Origin of the sequence: Janthinobacterium sp. PSPC1-1 (genome assembly GCF_049897625.1) — a bacterium.
In the GTDB taxonomy this organism is placed as follows: Bacteria; Pseudomonadota; Gammaproteobacteria; order Burkholderiales; family Burkholderiaceae_D; genus Janthinobacterium; species Janthinobacterium tructae.
In genome coordinates, this window is sequence record NZ_JAFCWP010000010.1 from 166740 (window position 1) to 187974 (window position 21235).

14 protein-coding genes are annotated in these 21235 nt (G+C 65.7%); 11 read left to right on the forward strand and 3 right to left on the reverse strand.

The annotated features are described in order from the left end of the window. The first annotated feature begins 2 nt into the window (after positions 1 to 2). The 7 genes from ACP7EG_RS25040 to ACP7EG_RS25070 all read left to right on the forward strand — a co-directional run bounded on the left by ACP7EG_RS25040 (position 3) and on the right by ACP7EG_RS25070 (position 9879). On the forward strand, positions 3 to 1127 hold the full coding sequence (locus ACP7EG_RS25040) for an ABC transporter substrate-binding protein (RefSeq protein WP_426089757.1): 1125 nt from the start codon (positions 3 to 5) through the stop codon (positions 1125 to 1127). Between the two features lie 29 nt (positions 1128 to 1156). Next, positions 1157 to 2194, forward strand: coding sequence for a FecCD family ABC transporter permease (locus tag ACP7EG_RS25045; RefSeq protein WP_426089813.1), 1038 nt, complete (start codon positions 1157 to 1159; stop codon positions 2192 to 2194). After that, positions 2191 to 2976: an ABC transporter ATP-binding protein gene (locus ACP7EG_RS25050; protein WP_426089758.1), complete on the forward strand. Its 786-nt coding sequence runs from the start codon at positions 2191 to 2193 to the stop codon at positions 2974 to 2976. The genes ACP7EG_RS25045 and ACP7EG_RS25050 overlap by 4 nt, the downstream gene beginning before the upstream one ends. After that, a complete protein-coding gene (locus ACP7EG_RS25055) occupies positions 2973 to 4709 on the forward strand; it encodes an ABC transporter ATP-binding protein (protein WP_426089760.1) in 1737 nt (578 codons plus the stop codon). Before ACP7EG_RS25050 ends, ACP7EG_RS25055 begins: the two co-directional genes overlap by 4 nt. Then, positions 4706 to 6448 carry an ABC transporter ATP-binding protein gene (locus ACP7EG_RS25060; RefSeq protein WP_426089761.1) on the forward strand — a complete coding sequence of 581 codons (1743 nt, stop codon included), beginning with the start codon at positions 4706 to 4708 and terminating at the stop codon, positions 6446 to 6448. The genes ACP7EG_RS25055 and ACP7EG_RS25060 overlap by 4 nt, the downstream gene beginning before the upstream one ends. Before the next feature lie 71 nt (positions 6449 to 6519). Then, entirely contained in the window at positions 6520 to 8607 is a 2088-nt protein-coding gene (locus ACP7EG_RS25065) for a TonB-dependent siderophore receptor (protein WP_426089763.1), read from the forward strand. A gap of 108 nt (positions 8608 to 8715) precedes the next feature. Next, entirely contained in the window at positions 8716 to 9879 is a 1164-nt protein-coding gene (locus tag ACP7EG_RS25070) for a DUF1624 domain-containing protein (RefSeq protein ID WP_426089764.1), read from the forward strand. A gap of 7 nt (positions 9880 to 9886) precedes the next feature. Here ACP7EG_RS25070 and ACP7EG_RS25075 read toward each other — a convergent pair whose 3' ends face one another. The 3 genes from ACP7EG_RS25075 to ACP7EG_RS25085 all read right to left on the reverse strand — a co-directional run bounded on the left by ACP7EG_RS25075 (position 9887) and on the right by ACP7EG_RS25085 (position 13369). Further along, entirely contained in the window at positions 9887 to 11764 is a 1878-nt protein-coding gene (locus tag ACP7EG_RS25075) for a hypothetical protein (RefSeq protein WP_426089765.1), read from the reverse strand. A gap of 106 nt (positions 11765 to 11870) precedes the next feature. Next, the gene (locus ACP7EG_RS25080) at positions 11871 to 12401 is read right to left on the reverse strand and encodes an isochorismatase family protein (protein ID WP_426089766.1); all 531 of its coding nucleotides are present in this window, start codon (positions 12399 to 12401) and stop codon (positions 11871 to 11873) included. Between the two features lie 50 nt (positions 12402 to 12451). Then, the gene (locus tag ACP7EG_RS25085; RefSeq protein ID WP_426089767.1) at positions 12452 to 13369 is read right to left on the reverse strand and encodes a LysR family transcriptional regulator; all 918 of its coding nucleotides are present in this window, start codon (positions 13367 to 13369) and stop codon (positions 12452 to 12454) included. A gap of 121 nt (positions 13370 to 13490) precedes the next feature. Between ACP7EG_RS25085 and ACP7EG_RS25090 the strand changes: the two genes are divergently transcribed. From ACP7EG_RS25090 to ACP7EG_RS25105, 4 genes are all read left to right on the forward strand, one after another. Next, entirely contained in the window at positions 13491 to 14708 is a 1218-nt protein-coding gene (locus tag ACP7EG_RS25090; RefSeq protein ID WP_426089768.1) for an ABC transporter substrate-binding protein, read from the forward strand. A gap of 144 nt (positions 14709 to 14852) precedes the next feature. Beyond that, positions 14853 to 16367 carry a CoA-acylating methylmalonate-semialdehyde dehydrogenase gene (locus ACP7EG_RS25095; RefSeq protein ID WP_426089769.1) on the forward strand — a complete coding sequence of 505 codons (1515 nt, stop codon included), beginning with the start codon at positions 14853 to 14855 and terminating at the stop codon, positions 16365 to 16367. 10 nt (positions 16368 to 16377) lie between these two features. Further along, the gene (gene mmsB, locus ACP7EG_RS25100; RefSeq protein ID WP_426089771.1) at positions 16378 to 17271 is read left to right on the forward strand and encodes a 3-hydroxyisobutyrate dehydrogenase; all 894 of its coding nucleotides are present in this window, start codon (positions 16378 to 16380) and stop codon (positions 17269 to 17271) included. A 213-nt stretch (positions 17272 to 17484) separates the two neighbouring features. Further along, on the forward strand, positions 17485 to 21225 hold the full coding sequence (locus ACP7EG_RS25105) for a DUF4132 domain-containing protein (RefSeq protein WP_426089773.1): 3741 nt from the start codon (positions 17485 to 17487) through the stop codon (positions 21223 to 21225). Positions 21226 to 21235: the final 10 nt, after the last annotated feature.

Genomic DNA, 21235 nt, shown 5'->3' on the forward strand with positions numbered 1-21235 from the left:
CCATGAGAAAAATCTTGTCCATGCTGGCCGCCGCGCTGCTGTCCTGCATCAGTTTGTCAGTTGAGGCCGTCACCGTCACCGACCTGGCGGGACGCACGGTGAACGTACCCGACCAGGTGCAGCGCATCGTGCTGGGTGAAGGCCGCCTGATCTACACCTTGTCCATGTTGGAAGGAAAAAATCCCTTTGCCCGCCTGGCGGGCTGGCAGGGTGATTTCCGCCACCTGGATGTGCAGGGCTACGCGGCCTACCGCAAGGTCTTTCCGCAAGCGGAGCAGGTGCCCCTGGTGGGCGCCACCTCGGCCGACAGTTTCAGCGTGGAAAAAGCCCTGTCCTTGCGGCCCGACCTGGCCATCCTGGCCCTGTCGGGCGGCCACGGCCCCGCGCCGGGCAGTGACGCCGTGCGCCAGCTGGAAGCGGCCGGCGTGCCCGTGATCTTTGTCGACTTCAGCAACCATCCGCTGGCAAATACCGTGCCCAGCATGCGCCTGATGGGCAAGGCGCTGGACCGCCAGGCGCAGGCCGCCGCCTTCATCGCCTTTTACGAAGAGCAGGTGGGTAAAGTTGCGCGCGCCGTGCAAGCGGCGCAGGCCCGGCCCGGCTTTCGCCGCCCCAGCATCTTTGTCGACATGCTGGCGGGCTTGCAAGGCTGTTGCGGTTCTCCCGGCACGGGCAATTTCGGCGAGATGATTGCCCTGGCCGGTGGCGAGAATATCGGCGCCGGCAAGATCCCCGGCCCCATCGGCACCCTGAACCCGGAATACATCCTGTCGCGCGATCCCGACGTGTATGTGGCGACGGGCGTGTTCGCCAGCGGACAGGGGGGCGTGACCCTCGGTTACCAGGCCACCCTGGCGCAGGCGCGCAGCAGCCTGCGCGCCGTGGCCTCGCGCACGGAAACGGCCCAATTGAGCGCCGTGCGCGAAAAAAATGGCAGGCGAGCGCACGGTCTGTGGCATGTGTTCTACGACTCGCCCGAACATCTGGTGGCCGTGCAGGCGCTGGCCAAGTGGCTGCATCCGGCGCTGTTTGCGGACCTGGACCCGGCCCGCACGCGCCTTGAAATGTATCGCCGTTTCATGCCGATTCCCGCCATGGGCGTGCTGTTCGTGGACCTGCAGCCTTGAGCGCCGCGCTGACACAAGCGCTGCCTGCCATGGCGGCGGGCAGGGCGTACCGCCAGCGCCATGTGCGCCGCGTCATGCTGGTGGGCGCGCTGCTGTGCGCGCTGGCCGTCTCGCTGGCGGCCGATATCGCCACGGGACCGTCCGGCATGGGCATGTCCCGTTTGTTCCAGGTGCTGTTGCAGCCCGATGGCGTGCCGCGCATGGAGCAGGTCATCGTGTGGGATGTGCGCCTGCCATATGCGCTGATGGCCGTGCTGGTGGGCGCCGCGCTGGCGCTGGCGGGTGCCGAGATGCAGACCATCCTCGTTAATCCGCTGGCCAGCCCGTTCACCCTCGGCGTGTCGGCCGCCGCCTCGTTCGGCGCTGCGCTGGCCATCGTCCTGAACTGGAGCTTGCCCGGGGTGCCGCCCCAGTACGTGGTGTCGGCGAATGCCTTCCTGTTCGCGTTTGCGTCCGTCGGCCTGCTGCACCTGCTGACGCGCTGGCGCGGCTTCGGCGTGGAAAGCCTGGTGCTGTTCGGTATTGCGCTGGTGTTTGCCTTTAATGCGCTGGTGGCGCTGCTGCAGTTTGTCGCCAGCCAGGACAGCTTGCAGCAACTGGTGTTCTGGACCATGGGCAGCCTGTCGCGCTCTTCCTGGGACAAGATCGCCATCCTGGCCGCGACGCTGGCCGTGATTGCGCCATGGGCCGTGCGCGACAGCTGGGCCATGACGGCGTTGACCATGGGCGAGGACCGCGCGCGCAGCTTCGGCGTCGATGTGCGCCGCTTGCGCATGCTGTCTCTGCTGCGTATCAGCCTGCTGTCGGCTCTGGCCGTGTCCTTTGTCGGCACCATCGGTTTCATCGGCCTGGTGGCGCCGCATATCGCGCGCCTGCTGGTGGGCGAGGACCACCGCCTGCTGTTGCCCGCGTCCGCGCTGGCCGGTGCGCTGATCCTGTCGCTGGCCTCGATTTGCAGCAAGACGCTGATCGACGGCGTGCTGATCCCCGTCGGCATCGTCACGGCGCTGGTCGGCATCCCGTTTTTCATGCTCATCGTCATGCGCCAGCGGGGAGGTGCGGCATGAGCGGCCTGCTGGTGCGCAATGCCTGCGTGGCGTATGGACGGCGCGAGGTGCTGCGCGGCGTCAGCCTGCCGCCCTTGTTGCCGGGCAGCGTGACTGCCCTGATCGGCCCGAACGGGGCCGGCAAGTCGACCCTGTTGCGTGGCATCGCCGGCTTGCAATCGATGCAGGGCGCCGTGCTGCTCGATGGCGTGGACCTGGCCTGCGGGCCGCAAGCCCGGCGCGCGCAGAGCATGGTGTACCTGCCGCAAAGCTTGCCCTCGCGCACGCGGCTGGGCGTGTTCGAGGCTGTGCTCAGCGCCGCGATGGCGGGGCGCAGCGAAGGCTGGCTGGGCGCCAGGGTCGATGCGGCCGCCGTGGCCAGGGTGGAGGCCGTGCTGGCGCGCCTCGACTTGCTGCCCCTGGCCAGTCGCCAGGTCGAGGCGCTGTCGGGCGGCCAGCGCCAACTGGTGGGCCTGGCCCAGGCGCTGGTGCGCCAGCCCAGGGTGCTGCTGCTGGACGAGCCCACCAGCGCGCTGGACCTGTATCACCAGTTCCAGGTGATCGAGGCGATACGGCGCGCCACGCGCGAACATGCTTTGATTACCGTCATCGTCCTGCACGACATCAACCTGGCGCTGGGCTGCGCCGACCAGGTGATGGTGCTGCATGATGGCGTGCTGGCGGCGTCGGGCGCGCCGCATGCCGTGATTGACGCCGCCCTGATCGCGCGCGTCTACCGGGTACGCGCCAAGGTACGCCAGCTCGATACGGCTGCCGTCGTCTGCGTGGAGGGGACATTGTGAGCGACTGGCGCGATTTATCGGCCTTGCTGGCCCCCCTGCGTGGCCGTTTGCTGGGCGCTGGCGCGCTGCAGGCGCTGGCCGCGCTGTGCGGCGTACTGCCGTACATCGCCATGGCGCAATTGGGCGCCTTGCTATTGGCATCGGAGGTCGATGCTGGCCGTGCCTGGAATGTGCTGTGGCTGGCACTGGCGGCGCTGTGCCTGCGTCAACTGACGACGGCGCTGGGCCTGCACCTGACGCACCTGGCCGATGCAGACTTGCAGTGCCAGTTGCGCCTGCGGCTGGCGCGCCAGTTGTCCAGAGTGCCGCTGGGCTGGTACGCGGGCAGCAATGCGGCCAAGGTCAACGAAATCGTGCAGCGTGATGTGGCTGCGCTGCACCGCCTGGTGGCGCATGCGCCGTCCGACCTGGCTGCCGTGGTCGTCGCGCCCGTGGCATGCCTGGCCTGGCTGCTGCAGACGGACTGGCGCATGACGGCTATCACCCTGGTCGCGCCAGCCCTGGCCTGGTGGCGCTATCGGGGCATGGACGCAGCAGCCTTCCGCGAGGGACAGGCGCAGTTGCAGCGCACTGGCGGCGAACTGGCGGCGGCGATGGTGGAACTGGTGCAGGGCATGGCCGTCTTCAAGACGTATGCGCAGGAGACACTGCCGCAAGCGCGCTTCCATGCCGTGGCGGCGCGCCATGCGCGGCAGTTTTTGGCCTGGGTGCGGCGCTGGGGCGGCATGGGCGCGCTGGTCGATGTGCTGCTGTCGCCGCCCGTCGTGCTGGCTTTTGTCGTGAGTGGAGCCTGGCTGTGCGCGCAAACGGCGGCGATGGCGCCCGCGCAGATGCTGCCGTTTGCCTTGCTGGGCATGGCCTTGTGCGCGCCCGTCGCCGCGCTGGGGCACGGCGCCGATGACTTGAAGGGAGGCTTGGCGGCGGCGCACAGGATCGGCGCCTTGCTGGCCGAGGCGCCCATGCCGCAGGCGGCGACGCCGTTGCTGCCGGCCGGCGACGATGTGCGTTATGAACAGGTGTGTTTTGCCTATCCGGGCGGTATCGATGTTTTGCACGGCATCGATTTATGCCTGCCTGCGGGCAGCGTGACAGCCCTGGTGGGGCCGTCGGGCGGCGGCAAGTCGACCCTGGCCATGCTGTTGCCGCGCCTGTGGGACGTGACGGCAGGCGCCGTGCGCATCGGCGGCGTCGACGTGCGCCAGATCGATTCCGCCGTGCTGTATGCGCGTGTGGGGTTTGTCTTGCAGCACACGCAGGTGCTGCGCCTGTCCGCGCGCGACAACATCCGCCTGGGGCGGCCGGAGGCAAGCGACGCCCAGGTGGAAGCGGCGGCGCGCGCCGCGCACATCCATGCCCGCATCACGGCCTTGCCGCAAGGGTATGACACCTTGCTGGGCGAAGGCCTGGTGCTGTCGGGCGGCGAGGCGCAGCGCCTGGCGATCGCCCGCACCCTGCTGGCCGATCCCCGTATCGTCGTATTGGACGAGGCGATGGCTGCCCTCGACCCCGAGTCGGAAGCGCAGGTGCAGGCTGGCCTGTCGGCCTTGCTGGCGGGACGCACGGTGCTGGTGGTGGCGCACCGGCTGCAAACCATCGTGCAGGCCGACCAGATCGTACTGCTCGATGGCGGACGCCTGTGCGAGCGGGGCACGCATGCGCAGCTGCTGGCCGCGCGGGGCAGGTATGCGGCCCTGTGGGCGGCGCAAAGCGGGGTTGACGAGGTGACGCCATGATCGCCACCGTGCGTTTGCTATTGCGCCTGCTTGATGGCGCGGCCGCCGGCAAGTTGCGCCTTGCGCTGGCGCTGATGGCGGCCAACAGTATTCTGGGTGCGCTGGCCCTGTGCATGCTGCTGCCGCTGCTGCGTGCCTGGCTGGCGCCGCAGCCGGGGCAAGCGGAAGGTGCATGGCTGGTACTATTTCTGCTGTCGGTAACGGCCAGCGCCGCGCTGCGCCATGTCACGCGATTGAAAGGCTATGCTGCCGGCGCCCACTGCGCGCATGCGCTGCATCGGCGCCTGGCCGATAAAATCGTGCGCCTGCCGCTGGCCTGGTGCACGCCGCGCCGCGCCGGCGATATGCGCCAGCTGGCCTCCGGCGGCGTGATGGCCGTGATGGGCGCTCCCGCGCACTTGCTGCAGCCCCTGTTCGATGCCGTGCTGGCGCCGCTGGTGGTAGGGCTGCTCTGGCTGGCCGTCGACTGGCGCCTGGGTGCGGTGCTGCTGCTGGCCATGCCGCCCTTGCTACTCGTGTATCGCTGGGCGCTGGCCTGCGGCGGCCGGGCCGAGACGGCGCTGGCGGCCAGCAGCGCCGAAGCGAATGGCCGCGTACTGGAATATATCGCGGCGCAACCCGTGCTGCGCGCCACGGGCCGGTCCGAGCTGGGCAGCGCCATGCTGGAACAGTCGCTGATGGAACAGCGCCAGGCGGAACGGCGCTCCCAGCATTTGCTGTTCCCCGCCGCCCTCGGTTTTACCGTGGCGGCGCAGCTGGCGTATGCACTCTTGCTGGCCATCGGCTTGCACCAGGTGTTGGCCGGCACCCTCGATGTGCCGGCGCTGCTGGCGACATTGATCGTCGCCACCGTGCTGGCCGAGGCGATGGCTGCCGTCGTGCACACGGGCGCCGCCCTGCAGCAGGTGGCCCACACCCTGCGCCAGTTTGATGGCGTGCTGGCGGAGCGGGAATTGCCCGTGCTGGCGTTGCCCGGCCGTGTGCCGGAGCAGGGCGCGCCGGCCGTCGAGGCGCGCCATGTCTGCGTGCGGCGCGACGGACGCCCCATCGTCGATGCCGTCTCGCTGGAGATTGCTCAGCGTTCCCTGACAGTGCTGGCGGGCGCTTCCGGCTCGGGCAAGACGACCTTGTTGCAATTGCTGTGCCGCCAGCTGGATCCCGATAGCGGCGTGCTGCTGGCCGGCGGCGTCGATATGCGCACCAATGACGACGCCGCGCTGGCAAAACTGGCGACACCGATGTTCCAGCATACCTGGCTGCTGCCGGCCAGCTTGCGCGACAATCTGAGCCTGGGCCGGCAGATCGTGGCGGAGGATCTGCTGGCGGCCCTGTCGGCGGCCGGTCTGGCATCGCTGGCGCAGTCCTTGCCGCAGGGCCTGGACACGGTGGTAGGCGAAGGCGGCTGGACCTTGTCGGGTGGCGAGCGCCAGCGGCTGGCGTTCGCCCGCGCGTTGTTGAAACCCGCGCCGCTGATGCTGTTCGACGAACCGCTGTCGGCGCTTGACGCCATCAGCGAACGGCGCGCTATCGCCACCCTGGCCGACCTGGCGCGTACCCATGCCGTGGTGGTCGCCACGCACCGGCTGGCGATTGCCGCGCAGGCAGACCAGATCCTGGTGATGCAATCGGGGCGCATCGTCGAACGGGGCACGCATGCGCAATTGCTGCGGCTGGGCGGCGTGTACAGCGGCATGCAGTGCCAGGCGGGCCAGGCACGGGGATGGCATCTGGAAGTATAGGTCTTTATTGAGAGTGAATTATCATTTATAATGCAATTCATTTGCATTCCATTCTCTTTCAGGGATTCCCCATGTGTCTCTTTTTACGGCGCCCGATGGCGCTGCTGCTGGCCGCTGCCAGTCCGCTGGCCCTGGCGGACGGACCCGTTGTGCCCGATGTCGTCACCGTCAGCGCCGAGCGCCAGCACTACCGCAGCCTGTCGGCCACGGGCGCCACCAAGACGGATGCCTTGCTGATGGATTTGCCGCAAAGCGTGCGCGTGCTGACCGGCGACTTGCTGCGCGATGCGGGCGTGACGACCCTGGCCGGCGCGCTGGACCTGGCCAGCGGTATTGCAAAACAAAGTCCGCTGGGCGGCTTGTGGGATAGTTACGCCATGCGTGGCTTTACGGGCGACCCGAATTTCGGTTCCGACTATATGGTCAACGGTTTCAGTTCCAGCCGGGGCTACAACGGCCTGCGCGACGCCGGCAATACGCAGAATGTGGAAGTGCTGAAAGGCCCCGCGTCGGCCCTGTACGGCAGGGGCGAGCCGGGTGGCACGGTGAACATCACGACGAAAAAGCCGAAGTTCGTGCCGGAATACGGCGCCGATGTTTCCCTCGGCAGTTTCCACACGCGCCGCGCCGCCGTCGATTTGACGGGGCCCTTGAGCGACAGCTTTGCCTACCGTTTGAACGCGGCGCATGAAGAAGGGCACAGCTTCCGCGATACGGTGAAAGTCGAGCGCAGCCTGTTTTCTCCCTCCTTCCTCTGGCTGGCGGGCGAGCACACCACTGTCTCGTATGAAATCGAAGCGGTGCGGCAGCGCGCGCCGTTCGACCGCGGCGTGGTGGCCGTGAATGGCCAGCTGGGTCTTGTCCCCGTCGCGCGCTTCCTGGGCGAACCGGGCGACGGGCCCATGACGGTCAAGTCGCTGGGGCAGCAGTTATTTATCCATCACGCGCTGTCGGACGACTGGACGCTGCAGGCGGGTGCTTCTTACCGCGACAGCGCATTGAGCGGCTATTCGACCGAGGCGAACAAGCTGCTGGCCGATGGCCGCACCTTGAACCGCCAGCGCCGCCACCGCGATTTCTCGGCCACCGACGTGTCGGCACGGGTCGAAGTACTGGGCAAGTTCAAAACGGGCGCGTTGGCGCACGAGGTGCTGGCCGGTGTCGACGCCTATCACTTCGACGACCATCGGGTACAGCTGCGCCGTAATCCCTCGGCCGCGAATGCCTATGCCATCGACATTTTCAATCCCGTGTATGGCGGCAAGGCCGCTCCGCTGGCCCTGTCCATCGACACGCAGGAAGCGCAAAAGGCGCGCGGCGTGTATGCGCAAGATCAACTGGACCTGGGCGCGCAGTGGAAGGCGCTGGTCGGCGTGCGCCACGATACGTACACGCAGGACGTGACGAACCATCGCCTCAACACGAGCAACCGGCAGTCGCTGTCGGCCACCAGCCCCCGCGCGGGCCTCGTCTATCAGCCGTCGAAAATGTGGTCGCTGTATGCGAGTGCGGCCAAGGGTTTCCGGCCCAACAGCGGCATCAGCATCGATAACCAGGCTTTTCCTGCCGAGCGCAGCCGCGCGTATGAGCTGGGCGCGAAGCTGGAAACGGGCAAGCTGACGGGCACGCTGGCCGTGTACGACATCCGCAAGAGCAATGTGCTGACCACCAATCCCGCCAACACGGATTTTGCCATCGCGGCGGGCGAGGTGGGCAGCCGGGGCCTGGAGCTGGACGTGTCGGGCGAAGTGGCGCGCGGCTTGCGCGTCTCGGGCGCGTATGCTTATACGGACGCCAGCGTCACGCGCGGCGACACTACGATAGTGACGGGCAGCCGCTTGGCCAACGTGCCGCGCCACAGCGCCAACCTGCTGGCCACGCAGCAATTTGCGCTGGGTACGGGCACGGCCAGCGTGGGCGGCGGCGTGCAGTACGTGGGCGAGCGCCTGGGCGACGTAGCCGCCAGCAGCAGTTTCACCTTGCCGGCCTACACGACGGCCAGATTGCTGGCGTCGTATTCGCCCAACGCACAATTGCGCCTGGCGTTGAACGTGGAAAACCTGTTCAACCGCAGCTACTATGCGAGTTCCTACAGCCAGCTGTGGGTGGCGCCGGGGGCCGAGCGTATGGTGACCCTGAATGCGCATTACATGTTTTGATGTATTCACCCAACAGCAAAGTGCCGGGGTCGGACCTTAAGGTCCGACCCCAGTTTCTGCCGTTGGGGTAAGCATGCCGTTTCTAATCTTAGATTTAAAAATGAATAAATGACTGCCTCCCTGACTTCCCCCGCCACCCTGCGCACCCGCATCGCCGTCATCGACGTACTGCGCGGCCTCGTCATGCTGATCATGCTATTCGATCATGTGCGCGAAACGGTCTTTTTACACCATCAGGTCAGCGACCCGATGGATGCGGCCCACGTCGATCCGGCCCTGTTCTTCACGCGCCTGGCGGCCCACGTGTGTGCGCCCATGTTCGTTTTCCTGACGGGACTCTCGGCCTGGCTGTATGCGCATCCGGCTGCCGGGCCCCGCAGCGCTAGCGGTTTTTTGTTCAAGCGTGGCTTGCTGCTGGTGGTGCTGGAACTGGTGTTCGTCAATTTCGCCTGGAGCGGGGCGTTTCCACCCGCCGTGCTGTATCTGCAGGTGATCTGGGTCATCGGCCTGGCCATGATGGCGCTGGCAGTGCTGCACCGGCTGCCTTTGAAAGTGCTGGCGCTGCTGGGCGTGGCGATTATCGCGGGCCAGCATCTGCTCACGGGCTTGCGTGCGGAAGAGGGCAGCTTTGGCTACTATCTGCTGACGGTGCTGCTGCAACGCGGCTACCTGGTCGCCGATGGCGCCATGAAAATCAAGGTCAGCTATCCGCTGCTGCCGTGGATAGGCGTGATCGTGCTTGGTTATGCGGCCGGGCCGCTGTACGCGCGCAGCCGTTCGCCGGAGGGGCGCCGTCGCCTGCTGCTGGCGCTGGGCGCGGGCAGTTTGCTGCTGCTGGCCGTGCTGCGTGGCTTCAATCTGTATGGCGAAACCCTGCCATGGGCGGCGGGCGACACGGCCGTGCGCACGGCCATGAGCGTGCTGAACTTCACCAAGTATCCGCCGTCGCTGGACTTTTTGCTGTTCACCCTGGGCCTGGGCTTGCTGGGCCTGGCCTGGCTGGAGTCGCTGGACAACTCGTTCACGCGGGCTTGCGCCACGTTCGGTGGCGCGCCCATGTTTTACTACTTGCTGCATTTATACTTGCTGCTGGCCATCGGCCTGGCCTTGAAGGCCATGCTGGGCGCCAATCACGCTGGCCGTTACGGCGTCGAGCATATCTGGCAAGTCTGGCTGATCGCGCTGGCCCTGATGCCCGTGCTGTACTTTCCCTGCCGCGCGTTTGCGCACTACAAGCGCACGTCGCAGCAGGCGTGGGTGCGCTATTTCTGAGTCAGGCCTATTTACAATACAGCCTGTCGATGCTGTGGCTGGACGCCAGGTAATGCCGCGTCTGCCATTCGATGGCCACGCGGTAGGCGCACGGCGGGTCGAGCGCCACGTTGACGGGAAAACCGCCATTGTTGCCTGACAGATGAGGCCCACCCGCGCCGCCGCGGAACAAATAATTGTTCGGTGGTGGCGGCGGCGTGAAGCTGGCGGACGGCAGCGGTGGCGGCGGGTGCGCGATGCCGTTGTTGTTGGAAATCGTGATATTGAAAAAGCGTAAATGCGGATGGTCGATCGTGTACAGGATATGTACGAGGCCGCCCGCGATGGGGTTGCAGGCATTGCTGCGCAACTCTTCCAGGTCCAGCGCCACGATGACGGGCGAGTTATCGAAGACGATGGAATCGAGTCCATCCGTGGCAACCAGCGCCAGGCTGATGCCGTCGCGCACTTCGAAGCCCAGACGGTAGCGGCGTATCGGCTCGCTCTCGGCTGCCGTCAGGCTGCGGCCCGCGTCGAGGATGGGCAAGCCGCCCGGCAGCTTGGCTGGATGCAGGCTGGTGATGGCCGGCGTATTCACAGTGAGCAAGTCAAACGTGCGCAGGAAGATGTTGGGCGCCACGTTGACGGTGGCTGTCGTGCCGTCGCGCATGTCCACGGTGACGGGTTTGCTGTCCACCCTTATCCAGCCGCCAGGCTTCAGGTCGCCCGCATCGACGATCACTTGCGCCGAGTCGGCGAGGCCCAGGCCATTCGTGTAAAACACATAGCCGACCAGGGTGCCGAGTACTTGGCTCAAAGGCGCCAGGCTGGCCGGCGCCACCGTGGGGATGGCTGTCGGGTCGTCGCTGCCGCCGGGCCAGGACCATTCGCCGATCAGGAAACGGTATTCGAGCGGGTTGGCGGGGATGGCGCTATTGCGCAGCGGGCAATTGCCTTTCAGTGTGACGCCGCCGGCGAACACGTAGGACGCGCCGGCGCCGCCCGCATAGCCTTGCGGGGAAAAGCCGGCCAGCGAGGGAAACGGGTGGATATCGAACACTTCCACCTGCTGCCAGTGGGGCACGCCTTCCACGTCGGGTGGCAAGACGTCTTTTGAACACAATTCCACGCAGAAGCAGTGGCCCACATTCTCGCGGCCCGGCTGGCGCCCGTTGGCTTGCGTTTCCGACAGGATGGTCACGCTGCCCAGCTGCGCCGTGAAATACACGTCGGGGCCGCTGGCGAACTCCACGTTGATGAACGGTGAAAACGGCGTCAGCGTGAAGTCTGATGTCAGGTAATCGATGCGGAAGCGCCCGCTGGCATCGGTCACGGCCACGCCCAGTGCATCGTCCTGCAGCCAGTCCGCGTCGAAGGCGCGCACGGTGGCGCCGGCGATCGGCGTGTGGGGTGCGTCGCAGGTGCGCAGCCGGCCGCAGATGGTCCAGGCGCCGAAGCGGACGCGCACCAGGCACCAGAAGCGCTGCGGCAGGCAATAGTCCCAGACGGCGAGGAAATCATTGTCAGCCTGGCGCCAGCGCGGCTGGATGGTGGTGATGGAAAACTGCAGCGGCACGGGGTCTTTCGGCCCCGGTTTCAGATGCGGCACGGTGGGGCATAACACGTCCACTTCCACGGCCTCGCCCTGGTATTGTTCCTTGTCGCCCAGGGTAAAGCTGTAGTTGCCATCGTCGTCAGTGCGCGTTTCGGCCAGCAGGGAGGGGGCTTTCGCCTGCACTTCCTCGTCCGTGAGAATGGCGAAGGTTTCCTTGGCGCTGGCCACGGCCAGGGCCGTGACGTTTTGCGACGCGCGCGGGCGGTACAGGCGCACGATGACGTGCGACAACGGTTCAGGACACTCGGCACAGATCAAGCCGCACAGTTTGCCCCGCAGGATATAGGCCATGATGGTTCCCTTGCTCATGTGGAAGGCGCGCCGCTCAGAGTGGCGGCGCTGTTACCAAGCTAGCAAATGAAAGGCCGTCAGGCTTGATCTGGCTTAAACCTGCGTTCTATTTAATCAGCGCTAATACTTCGCGGAAACGCGGATGCTTGCAGTCGCGCAACCATTCAAAGGCCAGCATTTCCACCGTCACCAGATGGGCGCCCAGCTTGTCCAGACGGGCCAGCGCCGCATCGCGGCTGGCGGCCTGGCGCGAGCCGACGGCGTCGATGGCGATGATGACTTCATACCCCAGCTGCAGCAGGCCGATGGCCGTTTGCAGCATGCACACATGGGCTTCGCAACCCGTGACGACGATTTGCTTGCGCCCGGCGGGCAGCATGTCCTGCAAGCCATCAAAGCAGGCGCCGAAATGCGTCTTGTGCAAGGTCCGTTCGCACAGCGCGGCGATTTCTTCCACGTTCGGCCCCAGTCCCTGGCGGTTCTGTTCCGTGCCCAGCACGGGCACGTCGAGCAGGCGGGCAATTTTGGCCAGGCGCAGGTTTTGCGCCAGCAACAGGCCGGCATCGTGGATGGCCGGCATCAAGCGGCCTTGCAGGTCGACAATGACCAGTACGGCCTGGTTCGCATCCATCAGCATGGTGTTCTCCTTATTCCTATGTGGCGACAGTGTAGCGCGTAGCAGTTGGCTCAAGTTGGCCAGCTGGGCGTGGCCGTCTCGCCCATCAGGTAGGCGTGATTCAAATCGATGGCGCTGCGCAGATAATTCCACAGGGCGCTGACGCGGGCGATATTGCGCCGCTCGCTGGGCGAGATCATCCAGAAGGCGCGTAGCAGGTCGATCTCGCCATCGAGCACGGGCACCAGCTCGTTCGACTGCTGCGCCACGAAGCAGGGCAGGATCGCCAGCGCCTGGCCCGCGCGCGCCGCATGGTATTGCGCAATCACGCTGGTGCTGCGAAACGCGCGCAGGGAATCGGGCGCCACGTTATCCATGTAGCGCAGCTCCGCGCTGAAGACCAGGTCGTCCACGTAGCCGATGATCGGGTGCTGCGCCAGCTGCGCCACGCTGGTGATCGGCGCGTGGCGCGCCAGGTAGCCTGGTGTGGCGTACAGTTTCAGGCGATAGTCGGACAGCTTCGTCACCACATACGGACCGGACAGGGGGCGCTCGATGGAAATGGCCACGTCCGCCTCGCGCTTGGACAGGCTGACGAAACGCGGCACGGCGATCAGGTCCACGCTGATGTGCGGGTAACGCCCGCAAAACTGCGCCAGGTGCGGCGCCAGCACGATGGCGCCGAAGCCTTCGGTAGCGCCCAGGCGCACCTGGCCCGACAGCAATCGATTATGTTCGCCCAGCTCCTCGGTGGCGGCAAACACCGTGCTTTCCATGTTTTCCGCGTATTCCATCAGGCGGTGGCCCTCGGGCGTCAGCTGGTAGCCCACGTAATTGCGGTCGAACAGCTGCGTGCCCACCTGCTCCTCGAACTTGCGCATGCGCCGCGACACGGTGGAATGGTCGATGCCCAGCTTTTTCGCCGCGTCGACGAGTCCTGCGCTGCGCGTCAGTTCCAGGAAGACCCGTACATTGTCCCAATCGAGCATGGCAATCCCTCTCTGTGCATTTTTGCAAAGGAATTATGCATTAATTTCACTTGAGCGCATATTTTTACACATGCAGAATGCATCTAAACATATAAGAAAACCCATCCACCTGGAGACACGCATGAAAAAAACCGTTCTGGCCATGGGCGCGCTGGCGCTCACCCTTTCCTTTGGCGGCGCGCAGGCGCAGATTTCCGATGGCGTCGTCAAGGTCGGCATCCTCACCGACATGTCCGGCCCGTATTCGGCCATGGGCGGGCGCGGCTCCGTCGTCGCCAGCCAGATGGCCGTCGAGGATTGTTTAAAAGCCGAATGCAAGGGCATGAAGATCGAAATCCTCTCGGCCGACCACTTGAACAAGGCCGATATCGCCGCCTCCAAGGCGCGCGAATGGATAGACCGCGACAAGGTTGACGCCATCGCCGATCTCACCAATTCCTCGGTGGCCCTGTCCGTGCAAAAGCTGATGAAAGAAAAGGGCGGCATCGCCATGTTCAGCGGCCCGGCCACCACGCGTCTGACGAATGAAGATTGCTCGCCGAACGGCTTCCACTGGATGTTCGACACCTATTCGCAGGCGGCCGGCACGGCGGCGGCGCTGACGAAACTGGGGCAGAAATCGTGGTACTTCGTCACCGTCGACTACGCGTTTGGCCATTCGCTGGAAAAAGACGCCAGCGAAGTCGTCAAGCGCAATGGCGGCACGGTGCTGGGCGCCGTGCGCCATCCGCTCAACGCCTCCGATTTCTCGTCCTTCCTGGTGCAGGCGCAAGGCTCGAAAGCGCAGGTGATCGGCCTGGCCAACGGCGGCGCCGACGTGGTCTCGGCCATCAAGCAGGCGCGCGAATTTCGCATCGGCAGCGGCAAGGACCAGCGCCTGGCCGCCTTGCTCGTGTTCCTCTCCGACGTGCATGCGCTGGGGCTGGAAACGGCCCAGGGCCTGGTCTACGCGGACGGTTTTTACTGGGATTACGATGACCGCAGCCGTGCCTTCGCCAAGCGTTTCGAGGCGCTCAACAAGGGCGCCAAGCCGACCATGGTGCAGGCGGGCGTGTATTCGAGCGTCTACCACTACCTGAAATCGGTGGCGGCGGCGAAAAGCGACGACTCGAAGATCGTCGCCCAGAAAATGCGCGAGCTGCCCATCAAGGATGCTGTCATGAATAACGCCTCGATCCGTCCCGACGGCCGCGTCATCCACGACATGTACCTGGTGCAGGTGAAGACCCCGGCCGAATCGAAAGGCGCGTGGGATTACCTGAAAGTGCTGTCCACCATCCCCGCCGACCAGGCGTTCAAGCCGATGGATGCGGCCGCGTGCAATCTCGTTAAAAAATAATTGTGGCTGAGCAGCAGAGAGCCGGGGTCAGACCCGGCGGGGGGATTTTCCCTAGTGGGGAAAATCCCGATTCCGAAGGAACTGACCCCAGATTTCCGCTGCTCCGTCGAGTCCTATGAACATCGCACACCCGGAGTCTCAACCATGAACCAAGCCCTCACCCAAATCCCCGCCATCCCCCTGCACATCGGCGGCAAGCATCACGCATCAAACAGCAGCGAATGGCGCGACGTCGTCAACCCGGCCACGCAGGAAATCGTCGCCAGAGTGCCGTTTGCCACGCCGGACGAAGTCAACCTCGCCGTCGCCACAGCCAAGGAAGCGTTTAAAACCTGGCGCAATACCCCGCTGGCGGCGCGCATGCGCATCATGCTCAAGTACCAGCACCTGATCCGCGAAAACATTGGTGCTTTGGCCGAACTGATCACGCGCGAACACGGCAAGACCCTGCCCGACGCGGAAGGGGAAGTCATGCGCGGCCTGGAAGTGGTGGAGCACGCGTGCTCGATCGCCACCCTGCAACTGGGAGAAATCGCGGAAAACGCGGCCACCGGTGTCGATGTCTACAACATCTACCAGCCGCTGGGCGTGGGCGCCGGCATCACGGCCTTCAATTTCCCCGTCATGCTGCCATGCTTCATGTTCCCCATCGCTATCGCCTGCGGCAATACTTTTGTCCTGAAACCGTCGGAGCAAGACCCGTCATCGACCATGTACCTGGTCGAACTGATGTACCAGGCGGGCTTGCCGGCCGGTGTATTGAATGTCGTGCATGGCGGCGCCGACGTCGTCAACATGCTGTGCGACCATCCCGACATCAAGGCCGTGTCCTTCATCGGCTCCACTCACGTGGGCACGCATGTGTACCGCCGCGCCAGCGAATCGGGCAAGCGCGCGCAATCGATGATGGGCGCGAAAAACCATTGCGTGGTGCTGGCCGACGCCAACAAGGAGCAGGCGATCAATAACCTGATCGGCGCCGCCTTTGGCGCGGCCGGCCAGCGCTGCATGGCCAATTCCGTCGTCGTGCTGGTGGGCGAGGCGCGTTCCTGGCTGCCGGAAATCGTCGCTCGTTCGCAAGCGCTGAAAGTGGGGCCGGGTAGCGACCGCGATGCCGACCTGGGGCCGATGGTCTCGAAAGTGGCCATGCAGCGCGCGGAAAAACTGATACAGGCGGGCGTGGACGAGGGCGCGCAGCTGCTGCTCGATGGCCGCGGCCTCAAGGTGGCCGGCTACGAGGGCGGCAACTTCATGGGACCGACGATTTTCTCGAAGGTGGCGGCATCGAACTCCGTCTACACGCAGGAAATCTTCGGCCCCGCCATGTGCGTGGTCGAAACGGATACGCTGGACCAGGCCATCGCTTTTATTAACGCCAACCCGAACGGCAACGGCACCTCGATCTTCACTTCGTCCGGCTGGGCGGGGCGCAAGTTCCAGCACGAGATCGACGTGGGGCAAGTGGGCATCAACGTGGCCATACCCGTGCCCGTCGCCTATTTCAGCTTCACGGGATCGCGGGCGTCGAAACTGGGCGACCTGGGGCCGAACGGCAAGCAAGCCTTGTACTTCTGGACGCAGACCAAGACCGTCACGGCACGCTGGTTCGCCCCGGACGACGGCGGCAGCGGCGTCAATACCACCATCTCGATGAAATAAGGAGGCGGCGATGAGCACCAATATCGTTTTCATCGGCCTGGGGAACATGGGGCTGCCCATGGCGCAAAACCTGGTGCGCGCCGGCCATGCGGTGACGGGCTTTGACTTGCTGCCGGCCAGCGTGCGGCAGTTTGCCGAAGGCGGCGGCCTGGTGTCCGATGACCAGGCGGCGGCGATCCAGGCGGCCGACATTGTCATCACCATGCTGCCGGCCAGCCGCCATGTGCTGGGGGCGTATTTGGGGGACGCTGGCATTCTGGCGCAGGCGCGGCCCGGCACCCTGCTGATCGACTGTTCGACGATTTCCACCGAGGCGGCGCGCCAGGTGGGCCGCGCAGCCGAGGAAAAGGGCATGCCCATGCTGGACGCGCCCGTCTCCGGCGGCACGGCGGGCGCCACCAACGGCACCTTGACCTTCATGGTGGGCGGTGAAGACGCGGCGCTGGCGGCGGCGCGGCCTTACCTGGAGATCATGGGCAAGGCGATTTTCCACGCGGGCGGCTCGGGTTGCGGCCAGACGGTCAAGATCTGCAACAACATGCTGCTGGGGATTCTGATGATCGGCACCAGCGAAGCGATACGCCTGGGCGTGGCCAATGGCCTGGACGCTAAGGTGGTGTCGGACGTGATGGCGAAAAGCTCGGGCCGCAACTGGACCCTGGAGGTGTACAACCCGTGTCCGGGCGTGGCCGAGAACGTGCCCGCGTCGCGCGGCTACGCGGGCGGCTTTGGCGTCGACCTGATGCTCAAAGACCTGGGATTGGCCGTGGAAAGTGCCGAGGCGTCGGGCGCCAGCGTACCGCTGGGCGCCCTGGCGCGCACGCTGTATGACATGCATAGCAAGGCAGGATCGGGCGGGCTCGATTTCTCCAGCATCTACCGGCTGCAGGATACGCCGGCATAAGGCCGCTGTCGTGGCGATGGCGCTCCTGCGGGAGCGCTTTTTTTTTGTTGATCGTCATCCAAACGTACATGCTATCAGGACGGTAAGAATATACAATCAGCAACTTGATTGGAAGCAAGTTTGATGCAAGATGCAGGCTGCCGATACGGACGCCGATTGCGAAAAGAAAACACGCCCGGCAAGGGCCTTGATGAACAGGAAAGACGATCTCCGATGTTTAAAAAAATACTGGCACTGGCGCAGGGCGTAGCAGGCCTGGATGAGCAGGCGCAGTTGAAGAAGGGCTTGCGCGGTCTGGCGCAGATCTCGCCTGCGCTGTGGGAGCGCGCCTGTGAGTTCGTCTGCGAAGGGCGCCAGGAAGGCGTGCTGCTCGATGTGCAGGCGGCGGCGCCGCGCGGCGGCACCTTGCTGGGCAAGCCCGGGCGCCTGTACTCGCATTTTTATACCCATAATTTGAGTAACAAGGATGGCGCGATGGCCAATGAAAGTCTGCGCCACCGGCACCAGTTCTACGCCCAGTCCGATGCGGCGGCACTGGACGCGGCGCTGCTGGTGCGCCTGGGCAAGCTGCTGCAGGCCGCCGACGGGGGCGATACGCTGGAACGCACGGGCGCCGCGGTGCCGCAGTGGCTCGATTACCTGTTCAGCGATGCGTTGTTCGCCAGTTTTTCCGAGACCCGCGCACAGGCGACCACGGTCAACCGGCGCGGCTGGGACGTGGTGCTGCTGGCGCGCCTGCTGGCCGCCGATGGCGAGGCGGAAGAAGGCGCGCTGCAACTGGTGTTCGAGCGGCGCGAATTGAACGAATACGTGCGCGATAACTGCCTGCAGCGCCTGCTGGCGCCGGGCGCGCTCGACGCTTACATGCTCGCGCATGCCGCGCAGGTGGAGCAATTGCCAACGCTGTTGTCGGCCAGCGGCAAGGTGCAGCTGGCCAGGCGTGTGGGCGCCGCGCCGGCGCTGGCCGACGCCTTTGCCGCCATCCTGGTGCGCCTGGCCGTCGATGGCGGCAAGAGCGTGCGCATCGAAGCGGCTCCGCATCTGGCCGCCATTCCCGTGGAACGCAGGGCCGTCTTGCTGCAGCAATGCTTGTTGACGGGCAAGACGGAAGAGCGCGTGCAGGCGGCCGAGCTGCTGGGCCGCAGCCTGGGGCCGCGGCAGGGTGCGCTGCTGGAACAGGCGCTGGCGCAGGAGGCGAGCAAGCCGGTGCAGGCGGCCATCCGCAATGCGCTGTCGTGGCTGGGCGCGGCCAGCGATGCCGGCGCGGCGGAACTTCCCGTGCCGCCGCTGCCGCCCGCGCCGCCAGCGGCGCGCTTGGGCGACGCCGCGCTGCAGCTGCTGCAGGCCAATCATACGGCACTGCTGGAAAAGTACCGCGCCGAAGCACGGCAGGAGCGCGAAGACAACCAGCACGCCAAACACAAGTACCAGTGGATGCAGGAGCGCCTGAAGCGCTATGAGGCGTTCAAGCCGGCCTGGCTGGAAGCGGCCATCCGCGTGTTCAATGGCGAGGCAGCGAAGGGCGACGAGGGCCCCTTGCAAAGTAACCTGGCGCGCGAACCTGTCGAGCTGCAGGGCAAGGTGGCTGCCTTGCCGGATTTTGGCGTGGCGCACATGGCGCGCTGGCTGCTGGCCACGCGGCGCAATATTTTTCATTTCTGGCACGATGACTTTTTCCAGCGATGGCTGGCGCGGCAGGACCTGTCCACCTTCGACCTGCGCCTGCTGGCGCGCGCCATGCGCGAGGCCGGCGACGAGCATGACAGCGTGGCCATGGCCTGCATGGCCAGCAACTGGTGGGGCGCCAAGCCGCAGCAGGTGCTGGCGGCGGACATGGTCTGGCCGCTGTTCGCGGAACGCCCCGAACTGATCGAGCAGGGCCTGGGCTTGCGCGCCGTCGAAAGGCGCCGGGGCGTGGCGCCCGAGCTGGGTCCCACCCTGGAAGTGCTGGCCACCTTTCCGGTGCTGCCGGCGCAATGGCTGCCGCGCGTGATGGAGATCGCGCTGGGCGAGGGCAAGCAGCACCGCGCCAGCGCGCAGCAGGTGCTGGCCAGTCTGCCCGATATCGGCAAGCGCGTGGCCGAGGCGCTGGGATCGAGCAAGCAGGACATGCGCATCGGCGCGGCGCGGTGGCTGGCTGACCTCGATTACCGCGCTGCCGTCCCGGCGCTGTACCAGGCGCTGGACAAGGAGACGCGCGAGACCGTGATCGCCGCGCTGATGACGGCGCTGGAAAAACTGGGCGAGGACCTGAGTCCGCGCCTGTCGCCCGAGATCCTGCTGGCCGCCGCGCGCAAGGGCTTGAAGGGCAAGGCGCCCGTCGGCCTGGCCTGGTTCGTCTTCGAGGCGCTGCCCGCCTGCCGCTGGCTGGATGGCACGCCGGTCGACGCCGACATCATCCACTGGTGGGTGGTACTGGCCTGCAAATTGAAGGAGCCGGGCGGCAACGCCTTGCTGCTGCGCTATCTGGGCCTGCTCGACGCGGCAAGCCGCGCCGCCTTGGGCGAGACGGTGCTGCGCCTGTTCATCACCGAGGATCTGCGCGGCCCGAGCCTGGAAGTGGCGACCGCCGAAGCGCAGGCGCGTGCGCCGCAGGCCTACCTGAGCTACCAGGACCAGGCCAGGCGCTATCCCGAGTATTATGCCGCGCAGGGCAAGATGAGCGAAGAGCAGGTGTTCGACCAGATCCGCCGCAACAAGATGGCCGAATACCTGGGCAGCGCCATCGGCGAGAAGGGCATCCTGGCGCTGGCCGCGCATACGCCTGGCCATGTGGCGATCAGCCTGCTGCAAGCGTATATGCGCGACCATTACCCGCGCCGCGCGCAGATCGAAGCGATGCTTGACGGTCTGGCTGACGGCTACGACCCGGCCGTCATCCAGTTATTACTGGGGATCGCGCGGCGCTACCGCACCGCCTCGGTGCAGGAAAAGGCGCGTCTGCTGGTCGAGCGCATCGCGCAAGGCAAGGGCTGGAGCCATGACCAGCTGGGCGACCGCACCATCCCGACCGGCGGCTTCGACGACAGCGGCCGCCTCGATCTGTCGTATGGCGAGCGGGTCTTCCAGGTGACCTTGGACGGCGCCATGAAGCCGCGCTTGCACAACCCCGACGGCAAGGAGATCAAGGCCTTGCCCGAGCCGCGCCAGGACGAATCGCCCGAACTGGCCAAGGAAGCCAAGCAGCAGCTATCCGTGTGCAAGAAAGAACTCAAGCAAGTCATCACCATGCAGACGGCGCGTCTGTACGAAGCCATGTGCGCTGGACGTGTCTGGCCGGCGCAGGAGTGGCGCGATTATCTGCTCGGCCATCCGATCGCGGGCCGCCTGGTGCAGGCGCTGGTGTGGATCAGGGAGGACGACGCAGGCCGCACCCTGCTGCGCCCCAGCGACGATGGCAGCCTGCTCGACGCGGACGACGAGGAAGTCGCGCTGCCCGAAGGCAGCCGGCTGCGCCTGGCGCACGCCTCGCTGCTGGACGCGCCGCAGATCGCCGCCTGGCAGCGCCATTTCAAGGATTACAAGGTCAAGCCCCTGTTCGAGCAGCTGGCGCATCAATTGCCCGACGCATCGCTGATGGCGGGCCGGCACATCGCGGACCGCGAAGGCTGGGTGGGCGACACCTTCGGCTTGCGCGGCGCCTTCGGCAAGCATGGCTATCAGCGCGGCCAGGCCGAGGATGGCGGCGTCTTCACCGAGTATCACAAGGATTTCATCAGCGCCGGCTTGCGCGCAGTGATCGAATTTTCCGGCAGCAGCCTGCCCGAGGAATTGATGACGGCTGCCCTGAAAACGCTGCAATTCTATCCCTTGCCGCGCTCCTGGCGCGACGAGGCGGTGCCGCTGGCCGACGTGCCGTCCGTGCTGCTGGCCGAAACCTATGCCGATTATCTGGCGGTGTCGAAGGCGTGCGGCGGCTATGATGCGCAATGGGAAAGTAAAATGCCGTGGTAAGCAAAGAAAG

Coding starts and splice junctions, on each gene's coding strand:
- ACP7EG_RS25090 (WP_426089768.1), top strand. CDS start 13,491: ATGAAAAAAACCGTTCTGGCCATGGGCGCGCTGGCGCTCACCCTTTCC.
- ACP7EG_RS25085 (WP_426089767.1), bottom strand. CDS start 13,369: ATGCTCGATTGGGACAATGTACGGGTCTTCCTGGAACTGACGCGCAGC.
- ACP7EG_RS25060 (WP_426089761.1), top strand. CDS start 4,706: ATGATCGCCACCGTGCGTTTGCTATTGCGCCTGCTTGATGGCGCGGCC.
- ACP7EG_RS25045 (WP_426089813.1), top strand. CDS start 1,157: ATGGCGGCGGGCAGGGCGTACCGCCAGCGCCATGTGCGCCGCGTCATG.
- ACP7EG_RS25065 (WP_426089763.1), top strand. CDS start 6,520: ATGTGTCTCTTTTTACGGCGCCCGATGGCGCTGCTGCTGGCCGCTGCC.
- mmsB (WP_426089771.1), top strand. CDS start 16,378: ATGAGCACCAATATCGTTTTCATCGGCCTGGGGAACATGGGGCTGCCC.
- ACP7EG_RS25080 (WP_426089766.1), bottom strand. CDS start 12,401: ATGCTGATGGATGCGAACCAGGCCGTACTGGTCATTGTCGACCTGCAA.
- ACP7EG_RS25050 (WP_426089758.1), top strand. CDS start 2,191: ATGAGCGGCCTGCTGGTGCGCAATGCCTGCGTGGCGTATGGACGGCGC.
- ACP7EG_RS25040 (WP_426089757.1), top strand. CDS start 3: ATGAGAAAAATCTTGTCCATGCTGGCCGCCGCGCTGCTGTCCTGCATC.
- ACP7EG_RS25075 (WP_426089765.1), bottom strand. CDS start 11,764: ATGGCCTATATCCTGCGGGGCAAACTGTGCGGCTTGATCTGTGCCGAG.
- ACP7EG_RS25070 (WP_426089764.1), top strand. CDS start 8,716: ATGACTGCCTCCCTGACTTCCCCCGCCACCCTGCGCACCCGCATCGCC.
- ACP7EG_RS25095 (WP_426089769.1), top strand. CDS start 14,853: ATGAACCAAGCCCTCACCCAAATCCCCGCCATCCCCCTGCACATCGGC.
- ACP7EG_RS25105 (WP_426089773.1), top strand. CDS start 17,485: ATGTTTAAAAAAATACTGGCACTGGCGCAGGGCGTAGCAGGCCTGGAT.